Raw genomic sequence first — 19,593 nt, forward strand, 5'->3', positions numbered from 1 at the left:
ATTTCAGACTCCGGCTGCTATTCCCACCGGGCGCAATACGCCCGTTAAAAGGAGGCGCAATTCTATAGACGCCCTAGATAGGTGTCAACCCAATAAAAAAGGCCCCCGCTAAGCGGGGGCCTTTTCAAAACATCAGAGCTCACTCAAAAGAGAGATTACTCGATGATTTTAGCTACAACGCCAGCACCAACGGTACGGCCGCCTTCACGGATAGCGAAGCGCAGACCGTCTTCCATTGCGATGGTTTTGATCAGGGTAACAGTCATTTGAATGTTATCGCCTGGCATTACCATTTCAACGCCTTCTGGCAATTCGCAGTTACCGGTCACGTCAGTAGTACGGAAGTAGAACTGTGGACGGTAGCCTTTGAAGAACGGAGTATGACGGCCGCCTTCTTCTTTGCTCAGAACGTAAACTTCTGCGGTGAACTTGGTGTGCGGCTTGACCGAACCCGGCTTAACCAGAACCTGGCCACGCTCAACGTCGTCACGCTTGGTACCACGCAGCAGAACGCCGCAGTTCTCGCCAGCACGACCTTCGTCGAGCAGTTTGCGGAACATTTCAACACCGGTGCAGGTGGTGACAGTAGTGTCACGCAGACCAACGATTTCCAGTGGATCCTGAACGCGAACGATACCGCGCTCGATACGACCAGTCACAACAGTACCGCGACCGGAGATCGAGAATACGTCTTCGATTGGCATCAGGAACGGCTTGTCGGTCAGACGAACTGGTTCTGGGATGTAGCTGTCCAGAGTTTCAACCAGTTTACGAACGGCAGTGGTGCCCATTTCGTTTTCGTCGTTGCCTTCCAGAGCCATACGAGCAGAACCGATGATGATCGGAGTGTCGTCGCCCGGGAAGTCGTAAGTGCTCAGCAGATCGCGCACTTCCATCTCAACCAGTTCCAGCAGCTCAGCGTCGTCTACCAGGTCAGCCTTGTTCAGGAAAACCACGATGTACGGAACGCCAACCTGGCGGGACAGCAGGATGTGCTCACGGGTTTGTGGCATCGGACCATCAGCGGCCGAGCAAACCAGGATAGCGCCGTCCATCTGGGCAGCACCAGTGATCATGTTCTTCACGTAGTCAGCGTGACCTGGGCAGTCAACGTGAGCGTAGTGACGAATAGTCGAGTTGTACTCAACGTGCGCGGTGTTGATGGTGATACCACGAGCTTTTTCTTCTGGTGCGCTGTCGATCTTGTCGAAGTCAACACGAGCCGAACCGAAAACTTCGGAGCAGACGCGAGTCAGAGCAGCGGTCAGAGTGGTTTTACCGTGGTCAACGTGGCCGATGGTGCCAACGTTTACGTGCGGTAGGGAACGATCAAATTTTTCTTTAGCCACGACAATTAACTCCTTGCCTAAAGGACTGAATCAGCCTTGTTTTTTGGATACAGTTTCAGCGATGTGCGCCGGAGCTGTGTTGTATTTTTTGAATTCCATAGAGTAGCTTGCGCGACCCTGGGACATGGAGCGAACGTCGGTCGCATAACCGAACATCTCACCCAACGGAACCTCGGCGCGAATCACTTTGCCGGAAACCGTGTCTTCCATACCCAAGATCATGCCGCGACGACGGTTAAGGTCGCCCATGACATCACCCATATAGTCTTCAGGTGTAACAACTTCTACCGCCATGATTGGCTCAAGCAACTCACCACCGCCCTTCTGGGCCAGTTGCTTGGTTGCCATGGAAGCAGCCACCTTAAACGCCATCTCGTTGGAGTCGACGTCGTGGTAAGAACCGTCAAAAACGGTTGCTTTCAGGCCGATCAGCGGATAGCCGGCAACAACACCGTTCTTCATCTGCTCTTCGATACCCTTCTGGATAGCAGGGATGTATTCCTTAGGAACAACACCACCTACTACTTCGTTCACGAATTGCAGACCTTCCTGACCTTCGTCAGCAGGAGCAAAACGGATCCAGCAGTGACCGAACTGACCACGACCGCCGGATTGACGAACGAACTTGCCTTCGATTTCACAGTTCTTCGTGATGCGCTCACGATAGGAAACCTGAGGCTTACCGATGTTGGCTTCGACGTTGAACTCACGGCGCATCCGGTCAACCAGGATGTCCAAGTGCAGCTCGCCCATGCCGGAGATGATCGTTTGACCAGTCTCTTCATCAGTCTTGACGCGGAAAGATGGATCTTCCTGAGCAAGCTTGCCCAGAGCGATACCCATTTTTTCCTGGTCATCCTTGGTCTTAGGCTCTACGGCAACCGAAATAACCGGCTCCGGGAAGTCCATGCGAACCAGGATAATTGGTTTGGCAGCGTCGCACAAAGTCTCACCAGTGGTGACGTCCTTCATGCCGATCAGGGCCGCGATGTCACCAGCGCGTACTTCCTTGATCTCTTCACGGGCGTTTGCGTGCATTTGCACCATACGACCCACGCGCTCTTTCTTGCCTTTAACCGAGTTGATCACGCCGTCGCCGGAGGCCAACACGCCCGAGTAAACGCGGACGAAGGTCAAAGTACCCACGAATGGGTCGGTAGCGATCTTGAACGCCAGAGCCGAGAACGGCTCGTTGTCATCGGCGTGACGCTCCATTTCTTCTTCCTCGTTATCAGGGTTGGAACCCTTGATAGCAGGAATGTCGGTTGGAGCAGGCAGGTAGTCGATAACGGCGTCGAGAACCAGGGGAACACCCTTGTTCTTGAACGAGGAACCGCAAACAGCCAAGACGATCTCACCAGCGATAGTACGCTGACGCAGAGCGGCCTTGATTTCCACGTTGGTGAGTTCTTCACCTTCGAGGTATTTGTTCATCAGCTCTTCGCTGGCTTCGGCAGCAGCCTCAACCATATTGTTGCGCCACTCGTCAGCCAGTTCCTGAAGTTCTTCAGGGATAGGCTTACGAACAGGAACCATACCTTTGTCGGAATCATTCCAGTAAACAGCTTCCATGTTGATCAGATCGATCTGACCCTGGAAGTTGTCTTCGGAACCGATAGCCAACTGGATAGGCACCGGAGTGTGACCCAGACGCTGCTTGATCTGACCGATCACGCGCAGGAAGTTGGCACCAGCACGGTCCATCTTGTTTACATAAACAAGACGTGGAACACCGTACTTGTTGGCTTGACGCCATACGGTTTCCGACTGAGGCTCAACACCCGAGGTGCCGCAGAACACAACGACAGCGCCGTCGAGTACGCGCAGGGAACGTTCAACTTCAATGGTGAAGTCTACGTGGCCCGGGGTATCGATTACGTTGAAGCGATGCTCGTCTTTGTACTGCTTCTCGGAACCTTTCCAGAAGGCGGTAATAGCAGCAGAAGTAATGGTAATACCACGCTCCTGCTCCTGAACCATCCAGTCTGTGGTCGCGGCGCCGTCATGCACCTCGCCCATTTTGTGACTTTTGCCGGTGTAAAACAGTACGCGCTCGGTGGTGGTGGTTTTACCAGCATCCACGTGAGCGACGATACCGATGTTACGGTAGCGGCTAATCGGAGTAGTACGAGCCATAAAGCCCTCGCAAAATTAGTGAAGCTAAAATTAGAAGCGGTAGTGCGAGAAAGCTTTGTTGGCTTCAGCCATACGGTGCACGTCTTCACGCTTCTTAACAGCAGCACCTTTACCTTCAGCAGCGTCCAACAGTTCGCCGGCCAAACGCAGAGCCATAGACTTCTCGCCGCGCTTACGGGCGAAGTCTACCAACCAGCGCATTGCCAGAGCGTTACGACGGGACGGGCGAACTTCAACCGGAACCTGGTAAGTAGCACCGCCTACACGGCGCGACTTCACTTCGACCAGCGGAGCGATGGCGTCGAGAGCTTTCTCGAAGATTTCCAGGGGGTCGCTGTTCTTGCGTTCTTTAACCTTTTCCAGCGCGCCATAAACGATACGCTCGGCAACGGCTTTCTTGCCGCTTTCCATCACGTGGTTCATGAACTTGGCCAGGATTTGGCTTCCGTATTTTGGATCGTCAAGCACTTCGCGCTTGGCTGCTACGCGTCTTCTTGGCATGGATAAGCCCTCAAACGGTCTTCAGGTTCGCTCGGAATCGGTGCCCTTTCGGGACGCCTCCGACCTTACTCTTATCGACTCAGAAAATAAGATGATTCAGGTTTACAAAAAGCCGCTACTACTTAGGCTTCTTGGTACCGTACTTCGAACGACCCTGGTTACGACCTTTAACGCCGGAAGTATCCAAGGAACCGCGTACGGTGTGATAACGAACACCTGGCAAGTCTTTTACACGACCGCCGCGGATCAGTACCACGCTGTGCTCTTGCAGGTTGTGGCCTTCACCGCCGATGTACGAGGAAACCTCGAAACCGTTGGTCAGACGCACACGGCATACTTTACGCAGTGCCGAGTTAGGTTTTTTCGGCGTGGTGGTATACACACGGGTGCATACGCCACGACGTTGCGGGCAGTTCTGCAGCGCAGGTACGTCGGATTTCTCGACGATACGCTTACGCGGCTGACGTACCAGCTGGTTGATAGTTGCCATCTACTAGCTCCACTGTTGTCTTGCGACGCTATTGTCTTGCAAGAAAAGCAAAATGGCAGGAACGAATTCCCGCCAAATTTAGGGGTACAAGAGTCTAAAGAGGATCTTGTCCCCAGTCAAGGCAAGGCCCCGACCTCCCCTCGCGTCGAACCGGGGCAAAAATGCCTCGATCCGACGAACGGGAGTGCCAGGGCCCAGACTCATCTATCGCAGAACTCAGTTACCGCTTGAGTTCAGCGCTTCGGTCAGTGCAGCTTCCACTTCACTGGCGCTTACGCGCAGCGGCTTGTCAGCATCACGGCGACGCTTACGCTCGCTGTGGTAAGCCAAACCGGTACCTGCCGGGATCAGACGACCCACGACTACGTTTTCTTTCAGGCCGCGCAGGTAATCGCGCTTGCCGGTTACCGCTGCTTCGGTCAGTACGCGAGTGGTCTCTTGGAAGGAGGCCGCCGAGATGAACGACTCAGTGGACAACGACGCCTTGGTGATACCCAGCAGCACGCGAGTGAACTTGGAGACAAACTTCTCTTCGTTCGCCAGGCGCTCGTTTTCTACCAGTACGTGAGTCAGTTCCATCTGGTCGCCCTTGATGAAACTGGAATCGCCGGATTCAGCGATTTCAACTTTACGCAGCATCTGACGCAGGATGGTCTCGATGTGCTTGTCGTTGATCTTCACGCCTTGCAGACGGTAAACGTCCTGGATCTCGTTAACGATGTACTTGGCCAGCGCACTCACACCCAGCAGACGCAGGATGTCGTGTGGATCGCTCGGACCGTCGGAGATAACTTCGCCGCGGTTTACCTGTTCGCCTTCGAACACGTTCAGGTGACGCCACTTCGGAATCAGCTCTTCATACGGATCGCTACCGTCGTTCGGGGTAATAACCAGACGGCGCTTGCCTTTGGTTTCTTTACCGAACGCGATGGTGCCGCTGACTTCAGCCAGAATCGACGCTTCTTTCGGACGACGAGCTTCGAACAAGTCGGCAACACGCGGCAGACCACCGGTGATGTCACGGGTCTTCGAAGTTTCTTGCGGGATACGCGCGATAACATCACCGATCGCGATCTTCGCACCATCCGCTACACCGACCAGGGCGTTGGCTGGCAGGAAGTACTGAGCGATTACGTCAGTGCCTGGCAGCAACAGATCCTTGCCGTTGTCATCGACCATCTTCACGGCAGGACGGATGTCCTTACCAGCAGCTGGACGATCTTTGGCGTCGAGTACTTCAATGTTGGTCATACCGGTCAATTCGTCAGTCTGACGCTTGATCGTGATGCCTTCTTCCATGCCCACGTAGGTCACGGTACCTTTCATTTCGGTAACGATTGGGTGAGTGTGCGGATCCCACTTGGCCACGATTGCGCCAGCGTCGACCTTGTCACCTTCTTTAACCGAAATCACAGCACCGTACGGCAGCTTGTAACGCTCACGCTCACGACCGTAGTCATCAGCGATGGCCAGCTCACCGGAACGGGACACAGCAACCAGGTGACCATCCACTCGCTCAACGTGCTTGAGGTTATGCAGGCGGACGGTACCGCCATTCTTCACCTGAACGCTGTCGGCTGCGGAGGTCCGGCTTGCCGCACCACCGATGTGGAACGTACGCATGGTGAGCTGGGTACCCGGCTCACCGATGGACTGGGCAGCGATAACGCCGACCGCTTCACCGATGTTCACCTGGTGACCACGAGCCAAGTCACGGCCATAGCACTTGGCGCAGATGCCGTAGCGGGTTTCGCAACTGATCGGCGAGCGAACGATCACTTCGTCGATGCTGTTGAGTTCGATGAACTCGACCCACTTCTCGTCAACCAGGGTGCCGGCAGGAACGATAACTTCCTCGGTACCTGGCTTGAATACGTCACGGGCAATAACACGACCCAATACGCGCTCACCCAGCGGCTCTACAACGTCACCGCCTTCAATGTGCGGCGTCATCAGCAGGCCGTGCTCGGTGCCGCAATCGATCTCGGTTACAACCAGATCTTGTGCAACGTCTACCAGACGACGAGTCAGGTAACCGGAGTTAGCGGTTTTCAACGCGGTATCCGCAAGACCCTTACGAGCACCGTGAGTGGAGATGAAGTACTGAAGTACGCTCAAACCTTCACGGAAGTTCGCAGTGATCGGCGTTTCGATGATGGAACCGTCCGGCTTGGCCATCAGGCCACGCATACCGGCGAGCTGACGGATCTGCGCAGCAGAACCCCGTGCGCCCGAGTCGGCCATCATGTACATCGAGTTGAAGGACTCTTGGTCAACTTCGTCGCCGTGACGGTCGATGACTTTCTCTTTCGAGAGGTTGGCCATCATCGCCTTGGACACTTCGTCGTTGGCCTTGGACCAAAGGTCGATCACTTTGTTGTACTTCTCGCCCTGGGTTACCAGGCCGGAGGCGTACTGGCTCTCGATCTCTTTCACTTCGTCAGTGGCAGCACTGATGATGCGAGCTTTTTCATCCGGGATAACGAAGTCGTTAACACCGATGGAAACGCCGGAGATAGTCGAGTAAGCGAAACCTGTGTACATCAACTGGTCAGCGAAGATAACGGTCTCTTTCAAACCAACCACGCGGTAGCACTGGTTGATCAGCTTGGAGATCGCCTTTTTCTTCATCGGCAGGTTGACGACGTCGTACGACAGGCCTTTTGGCACAACCTGATACAACAGCGCACGGCCGACAGTAGTGTCGACGATACGGGTGTTGCTCACGCTGCCGCCGTCACGGTCGTTGACGGTTTCGTGGATCCGCACCTTGACCTTGGCGTGCAGTGCGGCTTCGCCAGCACGGAACACACGGTCAACTTCTTGCAGGTCAGCGAACACACGACCTTCGCCTTTGGCGTTGATCGCTTCACGAGTCATGTAGTACAGACCCAATACAACGTCCTGCGACGGAACGATGATTGGCTCACCGTTGGCTGGCGACAGGATGTTGTTGGTCGACATCATCAACGCACGCGCTTCCAACTGGGCTTCCAGTGTCAGCGGTACGTGCACGGCCATTTGGTCGCCGTCGAAGTCGGCGTTGTACGCAGCACAGACCAGAGGGTGCAGCTGGATAGCCTTACCTTCGATCAGTACAGGTTCAAACGCCTGGATACCCAGACGGTGAAGGGTCGGTGCACGGTTGAGGAGAACCGGGTGTTCGCGGATCACTTCAGCGAGAACGTCCCAAACCTCTGGCAGTTCGCGCTCGACCATTTTCTTGGCCGCTTTGATGGTGGTCGCAAGACCGCGCATTTCAAGCTTGCCGAAGATGAACGGCTTGAACAGCTCGAGTGCCATCTTCTTAGGCAGACCGCACTGGTGCAGACGCAGGGTCGGGCCTACGGTAATTACCGAACGACCGGAGTAGTCAACACGCTTACCGAGCAAGTTCTGACGGAAACGGCCTTGCTTACCCTTGATCATGTCAGCCAAGGATTTCAGAGGACGCTTGTTCGAACCGGTGATAGCGCGGCCACGACGACCGTTGTCGAGCAGGGCATCAACCGCTTCTTGCAACATACGCTTTTCGTTGCGCACGATGATGTCCGGAGCGGACAGATCAAGCAGGCGCTTCAAGCGGTTGTTACGGTTGATCACGCGGCGGTACAGGTCGTTGAGGTCGGACGTCGCGAAACGACCACCGTCCAACGGTACCAGCGGACGCAGGTCTGGCGGCAGAACCGGCAGAACGGTCAGCACCATCCACTCTGGCAAGTTGCCGGAACCCTGGAAGGCTTCCATCAACTTCAGACGCTTGGACAGTTTCTTGATCTTGGTTTCGGAGTTGGTTTGCGGAATCTCTTCGCGCAGACGACCAATCTCGTGCTCCAGGTCGATAGCGTGCAGCAGTTCGCGGACAGCTTCGGCACCCATGCGGGCATCGAAATCGTCGCCGAACTCTTCCAGCGCTTCGAAGTACTGCTCGTCGTTCAGCAGCTGACCTTTTTCAAGGGTGGTCATGCCTGGGTCGATAACGACATAGCTCTCGAAGTAGAGAACACGTTCGATATCACGCAGGGTCATGTCCATCAGCAAGCCGATACGGGACGGCAGCGATTTCAGGAACCAGATGTGGGCAACCGGCGAAGCCAGTTCGATGTGCGCCATGCGCTCACGACGAACCTTGGCCAGTGCGACTTCAACGCCACACTTCTCACAGATCACACCCCGGTGCTTCAAGCGCTTGTACTTACCGCACAGGCACTCGTAATCCTTTACCGGGCCAAAGATCTTGGCGCAGAACAGGCCGTCACGCTCAGGTTTGAACGTACGGTAGTTGATGGTTTCCGGCTTTTTAACTTCACCGAACGACCACGAACGGATCATCTCAGGCGATGCCAATCCAATACGGATGGCGTCGAACTCTTCGACTTGACCCTGGTTTTTCAGCAAATTCAGTAGGTCTTTCAAGGCCTTTCCTCCTGGCGGAGCAGAGAGCGGGCTAAACAGCCCCGCTCTCGATTCGCGTCACGTGTTATTCGGTTTCCAGATCGATATCGATGCCGAGGGAACGAATTTCTTTGATCAACACGTTGAAGGACTCGGGCATGCCCGGCTCCATACGGTGATCGCCGTCCACGATGTTTTTGTACATCTTGGTACGACCGTTCACATCGTCCGACTTCACTGTGAGCATTTCTTGCAGAGTGTATGCAGCACCGTATGCTTCCAGTGCCCAGACCTCCATCTCCCCGAAACGCTGACCACCGAACTGAGCCTTACCACCCAGCGGCTGCTGGGTAACCAGGCTGTACGAACCGGTAGAACGAGCGTGCATCTTGTCGTCTACCAAGTGGTTCAGCTTCAGCATGTACATGTAGCCAACAGTAACCGGGCGCTCGAACTTGTTGCCGGTACGGCCGTCGAACAGCTGCATCTGGCCGCTTTCTGGCAGGTCTGCCAGTTTCAGCATGGCCTTGATTTCGCTTTCCTTGGCACCGTCGAACACCGGGGTAGCCATTGGAACGCCGCCGCGCAGGTTCTTCGCCAGATCCAGGATTTCCTGGTCGGAGAAGGTGTCCAGCTCTTCGTTGCGACCGCCGATCTCGTTGTAGATCTCGTGCAGGAACTTACGCAGGTCTGCGACTTTGCGCTGCTCTTCGATCATGCGGTTGATCTTCTCGCCCAGACCTTTGGCCGCGAGGCCCAGGTGGGTTTCAAGGATCTGACCAACGTTCATACGCGAAGGTACGCCCAACGGGTTGAGGACGACGTCGACCGGGGTGCCATTGGCATCGTGCGGCATGTCTTCAACCGGCATGATCACAGAGACCACACCCTTGTTACCGTGACGACCGGCCATCTTGTCGCCCGGTTGGATGCGGCGACGGATTGCCAGGTAAACCTTGACGATTTTCAGCACGCCTGGAGCCAGGTCATCGCCCTGCTGCAGTTTGCGCTTCTTGTCTTCGAACTTGTCGTCCAGCAGACGGCGGCGATCAACGATATAGGCCTGGGCCTTCTCGAGCTGCTCGTTCAGAGCATCTTCAGCCATGCGCAGTTTGAACCACTGCCCGTGCTCAAGACCGTCGAGGATTTCGTCGGTGATGTCCTGACCTTTCTTCAGGCCTGCGCCGCCTTCAGCCTTGTGGCCTACCAGAGCGGAACGCAGACGTTCGAAGGTCGCGCCTTCAACGATACGGAACTCTTCGTTCAGGTCCTTGCGGATCTCGTCGAGCTGAGTCTTCTCGATGGACAGTGCACGAGCATCACGCTCAACGCCGTCACGGGTGAAGACCTGTACGTCGATGACCGTACCCTTGGTACCGGTAGGTACACGCAGGGAGGTGTCTTTAACGTCGCTGGCTTTTTCACCGAAGATGGCACGCAGCAGCTTCTCTTCAGGCGTCAGTTGGGTCTCGCCTTTCGGAGTGACCTTACCGACCAGGATGTCGCCAGCGCCAACTTCAGCACCTACATAAACGATACCGGCTTCGTCCAGCTTGTTCAGTGCAGCTTCACCCACGTTCGGGATGTCTGCAGTGATTTCCTCAGGCCCAAGCTTGGTATCACGCGCCACACAGGTCAGTTCCTGGATGTGGATCGTGGTGAAGCGGTCTTCTTGAACAACACGCTCGGACAGGCAGATGGAGTCTTCGAAGTTGAAGCCGTTCCATGCCATGAACGCGATGCGCATGTTCTGACCCAGAGCCAGTTCACCCATGTCGGTGGACGGGCCGTCGGCCATGATGTCGCTACGCTGAACGCGATCACCCTTGCTCACCAGCGGACGCTGGTTGATGCAGGTGTTCTGGTTCGAGCGGGTGTATTTGGTCAGGTTGTAGATGTCGACACCGGCTTCGCCAGTTTCTACTTCGTCATCGGCAACACGAACCACGATACGGCTGGCATCAACGGAGTCGATCACGCCGCCACGACGAGCCACGACGCAAACGCCGGAGTCACGTGCTACGTTGCGCTCCATGCCGGTACCTACCAGCGGCTTGTCAGCACGCAGGGTCGGTACAGCTTGACGCTGCATGTTGGAACCCATCAACGCACGGTTGGCGTCATCGTGTTCCAGGAACGGGATCAGCGACGCTGCAACCGAAACTACCTGCTTCGGAGAAACGTCCATCAAGGTGACGTCTTCCGGCGCCTTGACGGTGAACTCGTTCAAGTGACGAACAGCTACCAGCTCGTCGACCAGGACTTTCTTGTCGTTCATCGTGGCCGAAGCCTGAGCGATCACGTGATCAGCTTCTTCGATGGCGGACAGGAATACGATCTCGTCGGTGACCAGGGCGTCTTTCACCACACGGTATGGGCTTTCGAGGAAGCCGTACTGGTTGGTGCGCGCATAGGCAGCCAGGGAGTTGATCAGACCGATGTTCGGACCTTCCGGCGTTTCGATCGGGCATACACGACCGTAATGCGTCGGGTGTACGTCACGGACTTCAAAGCCAGCACGCTCACGGGTCAGACCGCCCGGGCCCAGTGCAGAAACACGGCGCTTGTGGGTGATCTCGGAGAGCGGGTTGTTCTGGTCCATGAACTGCGAAAGCTGGCTGGAACCGAAGAACTCTTTCACCGCCGCAGCCACTGGCTTGGCGTTGATCAGGTCTTGCGGCATCAGGCCTTCGCTTTCAGCCATCGACAGACGCTCTTTGACCGCACGCTCAACACGCACCAGGCCAACGCGGAACTGGTTCTCGGCCATTTCGCCTACGCAGCGAACACGACGGTTACCCAGGTGGTCGATGTCATCGACGATGCCTTTGCCGTTACGGATGTCGACCAAAGTCTTCAATACCGCGACGATGTCTTCCTTGCACAGCACGCCCGAACCTTCGATCTCGGTACGACCGATACGACGGTTGAACTTCATCCGGCCGACCGCAGACAGGTCATAACGCTCAGGGCTGAAGAACAGGTTGTTGAACAGGGTTTCGGCAGCGTCTTTGGTTGGCGGCTCACCAGGACGCATCATGCGATAGATTTCGACCAGCGCTTCCAATTGGTTGCTGGTGGAGTCGATCTTCAGTGTGTCGGAGATGAACGGACCGCAGTCGATATCGTTGGTGTACAGGGTCTCGATGCGAACAACCTGGGCCTTGGCGATTTTGGCCAGGATCTCGGTGTTCAGCTCGGTGTTGCACTCAGCCAGGATTTCGCCTGTAGCCGGGTGAACGATGACCTTGGCGGTAGTGCGACCCAGAACGTAGTCCAGAGGCACTTCCAGCTCTTTGATACCGGCTTTTTCGATCTGGTTGATGTGGCGCGCAGTGATACGACGGCCAGCCTCAACGATGACCTTGCCTTTTTCATCCTGGATGTCCAGGACGGCAATTTCACCACGCAGACGCGAAGCGATCAGCTCCAGCTTGAGGGTTTCATCCTTCAGGCTGAATACGTTGGTGGTATAAAAAGCGTCCAGCACTTGCTCAGTGGTATAGCCGAGTGCGCGCAGCAGTACCGAGGCCGGCAGCTTGCGACGACGGTCGATACGTACGAACACGCAGTCTTTCGGGTCGAACTCGAAGTCCAACCACGAACCGCGGTACGGAATGATCCGCGCGGAGTACAGGAGTTTGCCGGAGCTGTGCGTCTTGCCGCGGTCGTGGTCGAAGAACACGCCCGGGGAACGGTGCAGCTGGGAAACGATTACACGCTCGGTACCGTTGATTACGAAGGTACCGTTCTCGGTCATCAATGGGATTTCGCCCATGTAGACTTCTTGCTCTTTGATGTCCTTGATCGCTTTGTTCGACGATTCTTTGTCGAAAATGATCAAACGGACTTTTACCCGCAAAGGTACGGCGTACGTAACGCCACGTAACACGCATTCTTTGACATCAAATGCCGGTTCGCCCAGGCGATAACCGACGTACTCCAGCGCAGCATTGCCGGAGTAGCTGATGATCGGGAAAACGGATTTGAAGGCCGCATGCAGGCCCACGTCGCGGAACTGATCTTTGGTCGCTCCCGCCTGCAAGAATTCACGATACGAATCCAGCTGGATAGCCAGAAGGTACGGGACATCCATGACGTCCGGCAACTTGCTAAAGTCCTTGCGGATACGTTTTTTCTCAGTATATGAGTAAGCCATCAGCGTTCCCCAGCTTGGTCACCTGCTTGTTTGGCCCCTCCGACGGGAGCAGCCAGAAAATCTTGCAAACCCCATGGTTTGCACCACCGCTTCGGGTGGCTACAGCGCGTTAATGGCGGCGACCGAGTCGACAGCCAAGAACGGAAAAAGGCCGGTGGCAAGAGCCACCAGCCATCAGCCTTCAGCTTAACGCTTGGGCTGGAGACGCAAGGTCGATGCTTACTTCAGCTCGACTTTAGCGCCTGCTTCTTCCAGAGTAGCTTTGGCTTTGTCAGCTGCGTCTTTAGTAACAGCTTCCAGAACCATGGCAGGAGCGCCGTCAACTACAGCCTTGGCTTCTTTCAGGCCCAGACCGGTCAGTTCACGTACTGCCTTGATCACGTTTACTTTCTTCTCGCCAGCTTCGGTCAGCATGACGTTGAATTCGGTTTGCTCTTCAACAACGGCAGCAGCAGCAGCTGGACCGGCGGAAGCAGCAGCAGCGGAAACGCCGAATTTTTCTTCGAAAGCTTTGATCAGCTCAACAACCTGCAGAACCGACATTTCAGCTACGGCGTTGAGGATATCGTCTTGGGAGATAGACATTGCTGTATTTCCTGAATTGGGGGACGGCCTACGCGGCCATCGAAATAAACAAAAATACGCGAGAGAGGTTGCTCAGCCTTAGGCTGCGGCAGCTTCTTTTTGCTCGCGAACTGCAGCCAGAGTACGAGCCAGCTTGCTGGTAGCGCCTTGAATCACGCTCATCAGCTGCGAAATGGCTTCGTCGCGGGTCGGCAGTGTTGCCAGTACGTCGATTTGGTTAGCTGCGAGGAACTTGCCCTCGAACGCAGCTGCCTTGATCTCGAACTTATCCTGACTCTTGGCGAATTCCTTGAACAAACGGGCAGCAGCGCCTGGATGATCTTTAGAGAACGCGATCAGAGTCGGGCCAGTGAACACGTCGTTGAGAACACTGTATTCAGTGTCAGCAACGGCGCGCTTGAGCAGGGTGTTACGTACAACACGTACGTATACGCCAGCTTCACGAGCCTCTTTACGGAGTCCGGTCATAGCGCCTACTGTCACACCACGGGCATCAGCCACGACAGCGGACAGAGCAGCTTTGGCAGCCTCGTTGACTTCAGCGACGATGGCCTTCTTGTCTTCGAGATTAATTGCCACGGGTTTAACTCCTGCTTGTTACCGTTTCATCTGGCCTAGGCCTGATGTCGTTTTGGTGTCTGATTCGGTAAGGAACCGGGAGCACCATCTGCGTAGGCTTGTTGGTTTAAGACTTGCGTCGCCTACGGTCTTGGATAGCCCCCGCCAGGCAGGGACCCCAATCTTTCAATTGGCGCAATTGCTCGCGCCAATTTATGTCTTATACGTCCAGCGAGCCTTGGTCGATGACCAGACCTGGGCCCATAGTGGTGCTCAGGGTAACGCGCTTGACGTAGATACCTTTCGAGGAAGCAGGCTTGATACGCTTCAGATCAGCGATCAGGGCTTCAACGTTTTCCTTCAGCTTGACGGCATCGAAGCCGACTTTGCCAACGGAGGTGTGAATGATGCCGTTTTTGTCGGTGCGATAACGAACCTGACCAGCCTTGGCGTTTTTAACCGCGGTAGCTACGTCTGGAGTTACGGTGCCGACTTTAGGGTTAGGCATCAGGCCACGTGGACCGAGGATCTGACCCAACTGACCTACAACGCGCATTGCATCCGGGGAAGCAATTACGACGTCATAGTTCAGGTCGCCGCCTTTCATTTCGGCAGCCAGGTCATCCATGCCAACGCGATCAGCACCAGCGGCCAGAGCAGCTTCAGCAGCTGGGCCTTGGGTGAAGACGGCAACACGTACAGTCTTGCCAGTACCGTGTGGCAGCACAGTAGCGCTACGAACGACCTGGTCGGATTTACGTGGGTCAACGCCCAGGTTCACAGCAACGTCAACAGACTCGCTGAACTTGACAGTCGACAGCTCGGTCAGCAGGGCAGCAGCGTCTACGAAGTTGTAGGACTTGCCCGCTTCGATTTTGCCGGCGATAGCCTTTTGGCGCTTGGTCAGCTTAGCCATTACACACCCTCCACGTTAAGGCCCATGCTACGAGCAGAACCGGCGATGGTACGCACGGCTGCATCCATATCAGCTGCAGTCAGATCCGCGTTTTTGGTTTTCGCGATTTCTTCCAGCTGAGCACGGGTTACAGTGCCAACCTTAACGGTGTTAGGACGAGCGGAACCGCTGGTCAGACCGGCAGCTTTCTTCAGCAAAACCGAAGCCGGGGTCGACTTGGTTTCGAAGGTGAAGCTACGGTCGCTGTATACAGTGATGATCACTGGAGTCGGCAGACCTGGCTCAAGACCCTGAGTACGGGCGTTGAAGGCCTTGCAGAATTCCATGATGTTCACGCCGTGCTGACCCAGAGCTGGACCGACGGGTGGGCTAGGGTTGGCCTGAGCGGCCTTCACTTGCAGCTTGATGTAAGCGGTAATCTTCTTGGCCATGAGGCACTCCAATTACGGGTTCAAACGCCTCGAAAGGCTCCCCGGTTACTTGCGCGTTTATCCCAGTGACGACAAAACCCCACAGCCTAGGCTGCGGGGTTGGGATGCTTGTCCTGCTAGACCTTTTCGACCTGGCTGAACTCCAACTCTACCGGGGTAGAGCGACCGAAAATGAGCACTGCCACTTGGATCCGGCTCTTTTCGTAGTTAACTTCTTCGACCGTACCGTTAAAATCAGCGAACGGACCGTCTGTAACGCGAACAACCTCACCCGGCTCGAACAATGTCTTCGGCTTGGGCTTGTCGCTACCGTCAGCAACACGACGCAGAATTGCTTCCGCCTCTTTGTCGGTGATCGGAGCAGGCTTGTCGGCAGTACCGCCAATGAAGCCCATGACGCGAGGGGTATCCTTGACCAAGTGCCAAGTACCTTCGTTCATGTCCATTTGTACCAGCACGTAGCCAGGGAAGAACTTGCGTTCGCTTTTGCGCTTCTGCCCATTCCGCATTTCAACCACTTCTTCAGTGGGAACCAGAATTTCGCCGAAGCCATCTTCCATGCCTGCCAGCTTTACGCGCTCCAGCAAAGAGCGCATAACATGCTTCTCGTAACCCGAGTAAGCATGCACAACGTACCAACGCTTAGCCACGGGACACCCTTAGCCAACAATCAAGGAAACAAGCCAGCCGAGCAGGGAATCAAGCCCCCACAACAGCAACGCCATAACCAGAACAACAGCCACGACAATCAATGTGGTCTGAGTGGTTTCTTGGCGAGTCGGCCAAACGACTTTACGGATTTCGGTGCGAGCTTCCTTAACCAGTACCGCGAAGGACTTGCCTTTGGCAGTCTGCAGGCCTACAAAGGCAGCTACAGCAGCGAGGGCAAGCAAAGCGAGTACACGGTACAGGATCGGCGAAGCAGAATAGTACTGATTGCCAACAACGCCTACGACCACCAAGGCGACTACAGCGAGCCACTTTACCAGATCGAAACGAGAGCTTTGAGCTTCAGCCTTAGGAGTCATCTATGAAGATCCTGTGAAAAGAAAGCCAGACACACCACGTGAATCTGGCAGGTCAGGAGGGAATCGAACCCCCAACCTACGGTTTTGGAGACCGTCGCTCTGCCAATTGAGCTACTGACCTAAAACAAAATCAGGCCGACCATTATGCAGGCCTGAAAAAGACTTTACAACAACCAACCCCACAAGACCTGAAACATCGAACAACATTCAAGCCGAGGCAGCTGTTAAAACAAAGGCAGATATTTTCATATCTGCCTTGTCATATGGAGCTCTTGAGCGGATTTGAACCGCTGACCTCACCCTTACCAAGGGTGTGCTCTACCAACTGAGCTACAAGAGCGAAACACCTTGCACAACCTGCAAACTTGGAGCGGGTAGCGGGAATCGAACCCGCATCATCAGCTTGGAAGGCTGAGGTTCTACCACTAAACTATACCCGCGGAGCTTGCAGCTCACGCTAAAAATGGTGGAGGGGGAAGGATTCGAACCTTCGAAGTCGTAGACGTCAGATTTACAGTCTGATCCCTTTGGCCGCTCGGGAACCCCTCCTAAGCGAGCCGGCATTTTACATCACGCCGACCTTCTGTCAAGCATTTTCTCATTTAAATTATGAGGTTAGCTGCATTGACGGTAGCTTCGCACTGTAGCCCTTAAAGGTCTTCACTGCGAAGCGGGCGCCATTCTATGCAAACTATTCGAGAGTTGCAATGCCTTCGCACAGCATTATTTTATGTTTTAACTCATTGAATTCATTAGCAAGGCTTTCAAAGGGCAGATCGTCAGCCAGGCGACGGCTTTCAGGGGCCACACGCAACCAATAACCCGAGGCGCTCTGTGCATTCAGCAACTGGACCGTGACCTTTATATCCAGGCTCGTGAGCCTTTGCTCAAGAGAAGAGGCCTGGCGTCGATCCGAGAAACCACCGATGTACAAGCAGGTATTCTGCGCCTCCGTCGACCTCGCTCGATCACGCCGAGCCACCGCATCTGCCGACTCACTCAAGAGGCGAATATCTTGCTGCGCTCCTCGATGGAGATTCAAGGGCGTGACATCCTTGGCCCGCAATGGCGCCTCTTGCTGATGCCAGACGTAATAAAAAACATTGAGAACCAGTAAAAGTAAAAACAGCCAGCGCATAATCACCTCAAGACAAAGGACACGCCATCGCCAAACCAACAAACACCAGGTCCGGGACCAGCCGAGCCTGAGGCGCAGCATCCCTGACCAGGTCGGCATCGCCTCCAGTGAGGAAGACCGTGAAATCCCCCCCCCAATAGCCTCGCGCCAACTCGAGCTGAGTCAGCACGAAACCTCTAAGCATGAGCGTACAACCACGCTCGACGGCCTCTACGGTCGTGCGACCTGGAGAGAGACGCTCCAGCGCCCGCTCAGCGGCCGCGTCGTCATAACGTATCTTGCGAGTATGGGTTCGCAGTTGATTACGCATAAGCGGCATACCCGGGCAAATAAACCCCCCCAGGTGCTCACCGTCCGGACCGATAAAATCTGCGGTCGCCGCCGTACCAAAATCGAGTACCAGACATGCACCTGACGCCAACTTGAACGCGCCTAGCATGGCCAGCCATCGATCCATTCCTAGGCGCTGGAAGTCTTCGTAGCCGTTGCGTACTCCGCTCATTTCTCGAGCAGAGGTGGCACAGGAAACAGCAACGCCAAATGCCCCTACCAACGCTGCTATCAACTTATCGGTCTCCTCAAGCGCGCGAACACTCACCAACCGACAACGCGTGAGCAATAGACCAGGCAAAGCCACCAAACTGTCGATCAGCGCAATATCCGAACCTGCGATGCCTTCGGCGCGGACACTTGCATCACTCGACTCAAGAACACGCCACTTGATAAAGCTATTTCCACAGTCGAGCTCAAGAATCATCACGCAACCTCAGGCTTAGCTCACCACCGCTGTATATTTTCTCAACGCCACCGACATCCAAACGCAACGCACCCTGACAATCCACACCGAGCACAACCCCATCAATCTGATTGACGCCCGCGATAAGCGACACACACTTCCCTTGCCACGCGTGATGCTGCTCCCATTCTGCTTGCAGCCCAGCAAAACCCGCAGCCTTGTGTCGGTCCAGGTAGGCTTGCAGTTGCAAGCCCAGTCGCGCCACCAGGTGATTGCGATCAACAGAAGAGCCCGTCTCGAGCTGCATCGAGGTCCACTGCTGATCAACCTCTACAGCTTTCTGCATATTCACATTGATACCTATCCCTAGCACAACGTGACAGATATCTGCGGGATCTCCCACCAACTCAAGCAAGATGCCTGAGATTTTCTTGTGCCCAACCAGGACGTCGTTTGGCCACTTCAAAGCTGCGCCCTCCACGCCCGACTCACGCAGAGCCTGCAGGACTGCCAGCCCCACCACCAGACTCAGCCCTTCCAGTTGCCGCAGGCCGCCCTCAACACGCAATACAAGGCTGTAGTAAATGTTTTGCGCAAATGGACTGACCCATTTGCGGCCTCGTCGCCCCCTACCAGCCGTCTGCTGCTCCGCTAACACAATAAAAGGAGCCGCACTGCCCGCATCGACAAGACGTAAAGCCTCAGCATTAGTGGAGTCAATGGAGTCGAAAATGTGAACAGGCCAAGCCAGGGAAGCCGCCCTCTGGGAAATTTCCTGCGCATTCAAAAACATCAATGGCGCAGCCAATCTATATCCTCGCCCCCGAATCTTATGAATGGGGAGATTCAGTTCTGCCTCAAGATGCTGAAGCTGCTTCCACACGGCACTGCGACTGACGCCTAGGGCGGCACCAAGCGCTTCTCCAGAATGAAAGCGACCATCTTTCAGAAGTTTCAACAACGTCAGCATGCACATATCGCCTCAGAATGAGGCACGCATGATAGCCATGCGCAGGGTCATTGCATAGAAAGGCTGGATATCAGTCATGATCGACGCCCCACCAGATTTTCGAGCGCCCAAAACAAAACCCCAACTGCTTTCGCAATTGGGGTTTTGGAATTTAATCTTGACGATGACCTACTCTCACATGGGGAAACCCCACACTACCAT

General features: G+C 55.2%; 15 protein-coding genes and 4 tRNA genes. All 19 read right to left on the minus strand.

The genetic code is table 11. The annotated features are described in order from the left end of the window. Positions 1-155 precede the first annotated feature (155 nt). Entirely contained in the window at positions 156-1,349 is a 1,194-nt protein-coding gene (gene tuf, locus OC445_RS03865) for an elongation factor Tu (protein ID WP_005791980.1), read from the minus strand. Between the two features lie 30 nt (positions 1,350-1,379). Next, positions 1,380-3,485 carry an elongation factor G gene (gene fusA / locus OC445_RS03870; protein ID WP_003194651.1) on the minus strand — a complete coding sequence of 702 codons (2,106 nt, stop codon included), beginning with the start codon at positions 3,483-3,485 and terminating at the stop codon, positions 1,380-1,382. A 30-nt stretch (positions 3,486-3,515) separates the two neighbouring features. Next, positions 3,516-3,986 (minus strand): 30S ribosomal protein S7, encoded by a 471-nt coding sequence (gene rpsG / locus OC445_RS03875; protein WP_002555493.1) that lies wholly within the window; start codon positions 3,984-3,986, stop codon positions 3,516-3,518. A 118-nt stretch (positions 3,987-4,104) separates the two neighbouring features. Then, positions 4,105-4,476, minus strand: a complete 372-nt coding sequence (gene rpsL / locus OC445_RS03880) for a 30S ribosomal protein S12 (protein WP_002555494.1) — start codon at positions 4,474-4,476, stop codon at positions 4,105-4,107. Positions 4,477-4,692: 216 nt separating this feature from the next. Then, positions 4,693-8,892: a DNA-directed RNA polymerase subunit beta' gene (rpoC, locus tag OC445_RS03885; protein ID WP_003194653.1), complete on the minus strand. Its 4,200-nt coding sequence runs from the start codon at positions 8,890-8,892 to the stop codon at positions 4,693-4,695. A gap of 64 nt (positions 8,893-8,956) precedes the next feature. Beyond that, positions 8,957-13,030, minus strand: coding sequence for a DNA-directed RNA polymerase subunit beta (rpoB, locus tag OC445_RS03890; protein WP_010206926.1), 4,074 nt, complete (start codon positions 13,028-13,030; stop codon positions 8,957-8,959). Positions 13,031-13,249: 219 nt separating this feature from the next. Then, positions 13,250-13,615 (minus strand): 50S ribosomal protein L7/L12, encoded by a 366-nt coding sequence (rplL, locus tag OC445_RS03895; RefSeq protein ID WP_020302454.1) that lies wholly within the window; start codon positions 13,613-13,615, stop codon positions 13,250-13,252. A gap of 78 nt (positions 13,616-13,693) precedes the next feature. Beyond that, the gene (gene rplJ, locus OC445_RS03900; RefSeq protein ID WP_003232405.1) at positions 13,694-14,194 is read right to left on the minus strand and encodes a 50S ribosomal protein L10; all 501 of its coding nucleotides are present in this window, start codon (positions 14,192-14,194) and stop codon (positions 13,694-13,696) included. 199 nt (positions 14,195-14,393) lie between these two features. Continuing rightward, positions 14,394-15,089 (minus strand): 50S ribosomal protein L1, encoded by a 696-nt coding sequence (gene rplA, locus OC445_RS03905; protein ID WP_003176434.1) that lies wholly within the window; start codon positions 15,087-15,089, stop codon positions 14,394-14,396. Beyond that, positions 15,089-15,520, minus strand: coding sequence for a 50S ribosomal protein L11 (gene rplK, locus OC445_RS03910; RefSeq protein ID WP_003176435.1), 432 nt, complete (start codon positions 15,518-15,520; stop codon positions 15,089-15,091). Before rplK ends, rplA begins: the two co-directional genes overlap by 1 nt. Positions 15,521-15,636: 116 nt before the next feature. Beyond that, the gene (gene nusG, locus OC445_RS03915; protein ID WP_003176436.1) at positions 15,637-16,170 is read right to left on the minus strand and encodes a transcription termination/antitermination protein NusG; all 534 of its coding nucleotides are present in this window, start codon (positions 16,168-16,170) and stop codon (positions 15,637-15,639) included. 9 nt (positions 16,171-16,179) lie between these two features. Beyond that, positions 16,180-16,548: a preprotein translocase subunit SecE gene (gene secE, locus OC445_RS03920; RefSeq protein ID WP_003194658.1), complete on the minus strand. Its 369-nt coding sequence runs from the start codon at positions 16,546-16,548 to the stop codon at positions 16,180-16,182. A 45-nt stretch (positions 16,549-16,593) separates the two neighbouring features. After that, a tRNA-Trp gene (locus OC445_RS03925) sits at positions 16,594-16,669 on the minus strand. 143 nt (positions 16,670-16,812) lie between these two features. Further along, positions 16,813-16,888 (minus strand) — tRNA-Thr (locus OC445_RS03930). A gap of 26 nt (positions 16,889-16,914) precedes the next feature. Next, positions 16,915-16,988: transfer RNA gene (locus tag OC445_RS03935), tRNA-Gly, on the minus strand. A gap of 24 nt (positions 16,989-17,012) precedes the next feature. Beyond that, positions 17,013-17,097 (minus strand) — tRNA-Tyr (locus OC445_RS03940). A 142-nt stretch (positions 17,098-17,239) separates the two neighbouring features. Then, positions 17,240-17,686 (minus strand): hypothetical protein, encoded by a 447-nt coding sequence (locus tag OC445_RS03945; RefSeq protein WP_198791676.1) that lies wholly within the window; start codon positions 17,684-17,686, stop codon positions 17,240-17,242. 7 nt (positions 17,687-17,693) lie between these two features. Continuing rightward, positions 17,694-18,443, minus strand: a complete 750-nt coding sequence (locus OC445_RS03950; RefSeq protein WP_198791675.1) for a pantothenate kinase — start codon at positions 18,441-18,443, stop codon at positions 17,694-17,696. Further along, complete coding sequence (gene birA, locus OC445_RS03955) at positions 18,433-19,392, minus strand: bifunctional biotin--[acetyl-CoA-carboxylase] ligase/biotin operon repressor BirA (RefSeq protein WP_057975596.1); 960 nt, start codon at positions 19,390-19,392, stop codon at positions 18,433-18,435. Before birA ends, OC445_RS03950 begins: the two co-directional genes overlap by 11 nt. Between the last annotated feature and the right edge of the window lie 201 nt (positions 19,393-19,593).

The organism is Pseudomonas sp. Pse35, assembly GCF_024519715.1.
GTDB lineage: Bacteria > Pseudomonadota > Gammaproteobacteria > Pseudomonadales > Pseudomonadaceae > Aquipseudomonas > Aquipseudomonas paracarnis.

Coding starts and splice junctions, on each gene's coding strand:
- fusA (WP_003194651.1), bottom strand. CDS start 3,485: ATGGCTCGTACTACTCCGATTAGCCGCTACCGTAACATCGGTATCGTC.
- rpsG (WP_002555493.1), bottom strand. CDS start 3,986: ATGCCAAGAAGACGCGTAGCAGCCAAGCGCGAAGTGCTTGACGATCCA.
- rpsL (WP_002555494.1), bottom strand. CDS start 4,476: ATGGCAACTATCAACCAGCTGGTACGTCAGCCGCGTAAGCGTATCGTC.
- rpoB (WP_010206926.1), bottom strand. CDS start 13,030: ATGGCTTACTCATATACTGAGAAAAAACGTATCCGCAAGGACTTTAGC.
- rplL (WP_020302454.1), bottom strand. CDS start 13,615: ATGTCTATCTCCCAAGACGATATCCTCAACGCCGTAGCTGAAATGTCG.
- rplA (WP_003176434.1), bottom strand. CDS start 15,089: ATGGCTAAGCTGACCAAGCGCCAAAAGGCTATCGCCGGCAAAATCGAA.
- rplK (WP_003176435.1), bottom strand. CDS start 15,520: ATGGCCAAGAAGATTACCGCTTACATCAAGCTGCAAGTGAAGGCCGCT.
- secE (WP_003194658.1), bottom strand. CDS start 16,548: ATGACTCCTAAGGCTGAAGCTCAAAGCTCTCGTTTCGATCTGGTAAAG.
- OC445_RS03945 (WP_198791676.1), bottom strand. CDS start 17,686: ATGCGCTGGCTGTTTTTACTTTTACTGGTTCTCAATGTTTTTTATTAC.
- OC445_RS03950 (WP_198791675.1), bottom strand. CDS start 18,443: ATGATTCTTGAGCTCGACTGTGGAAATAGCTTTATCAAGTGGCGTGTT.
- birA (WP_057975596.1), bottom strand. CDS start 19,392: ATGCTGACGTTGTTGAAACTTCTGAAAGATGGTCGCTTTCATTCTGGA.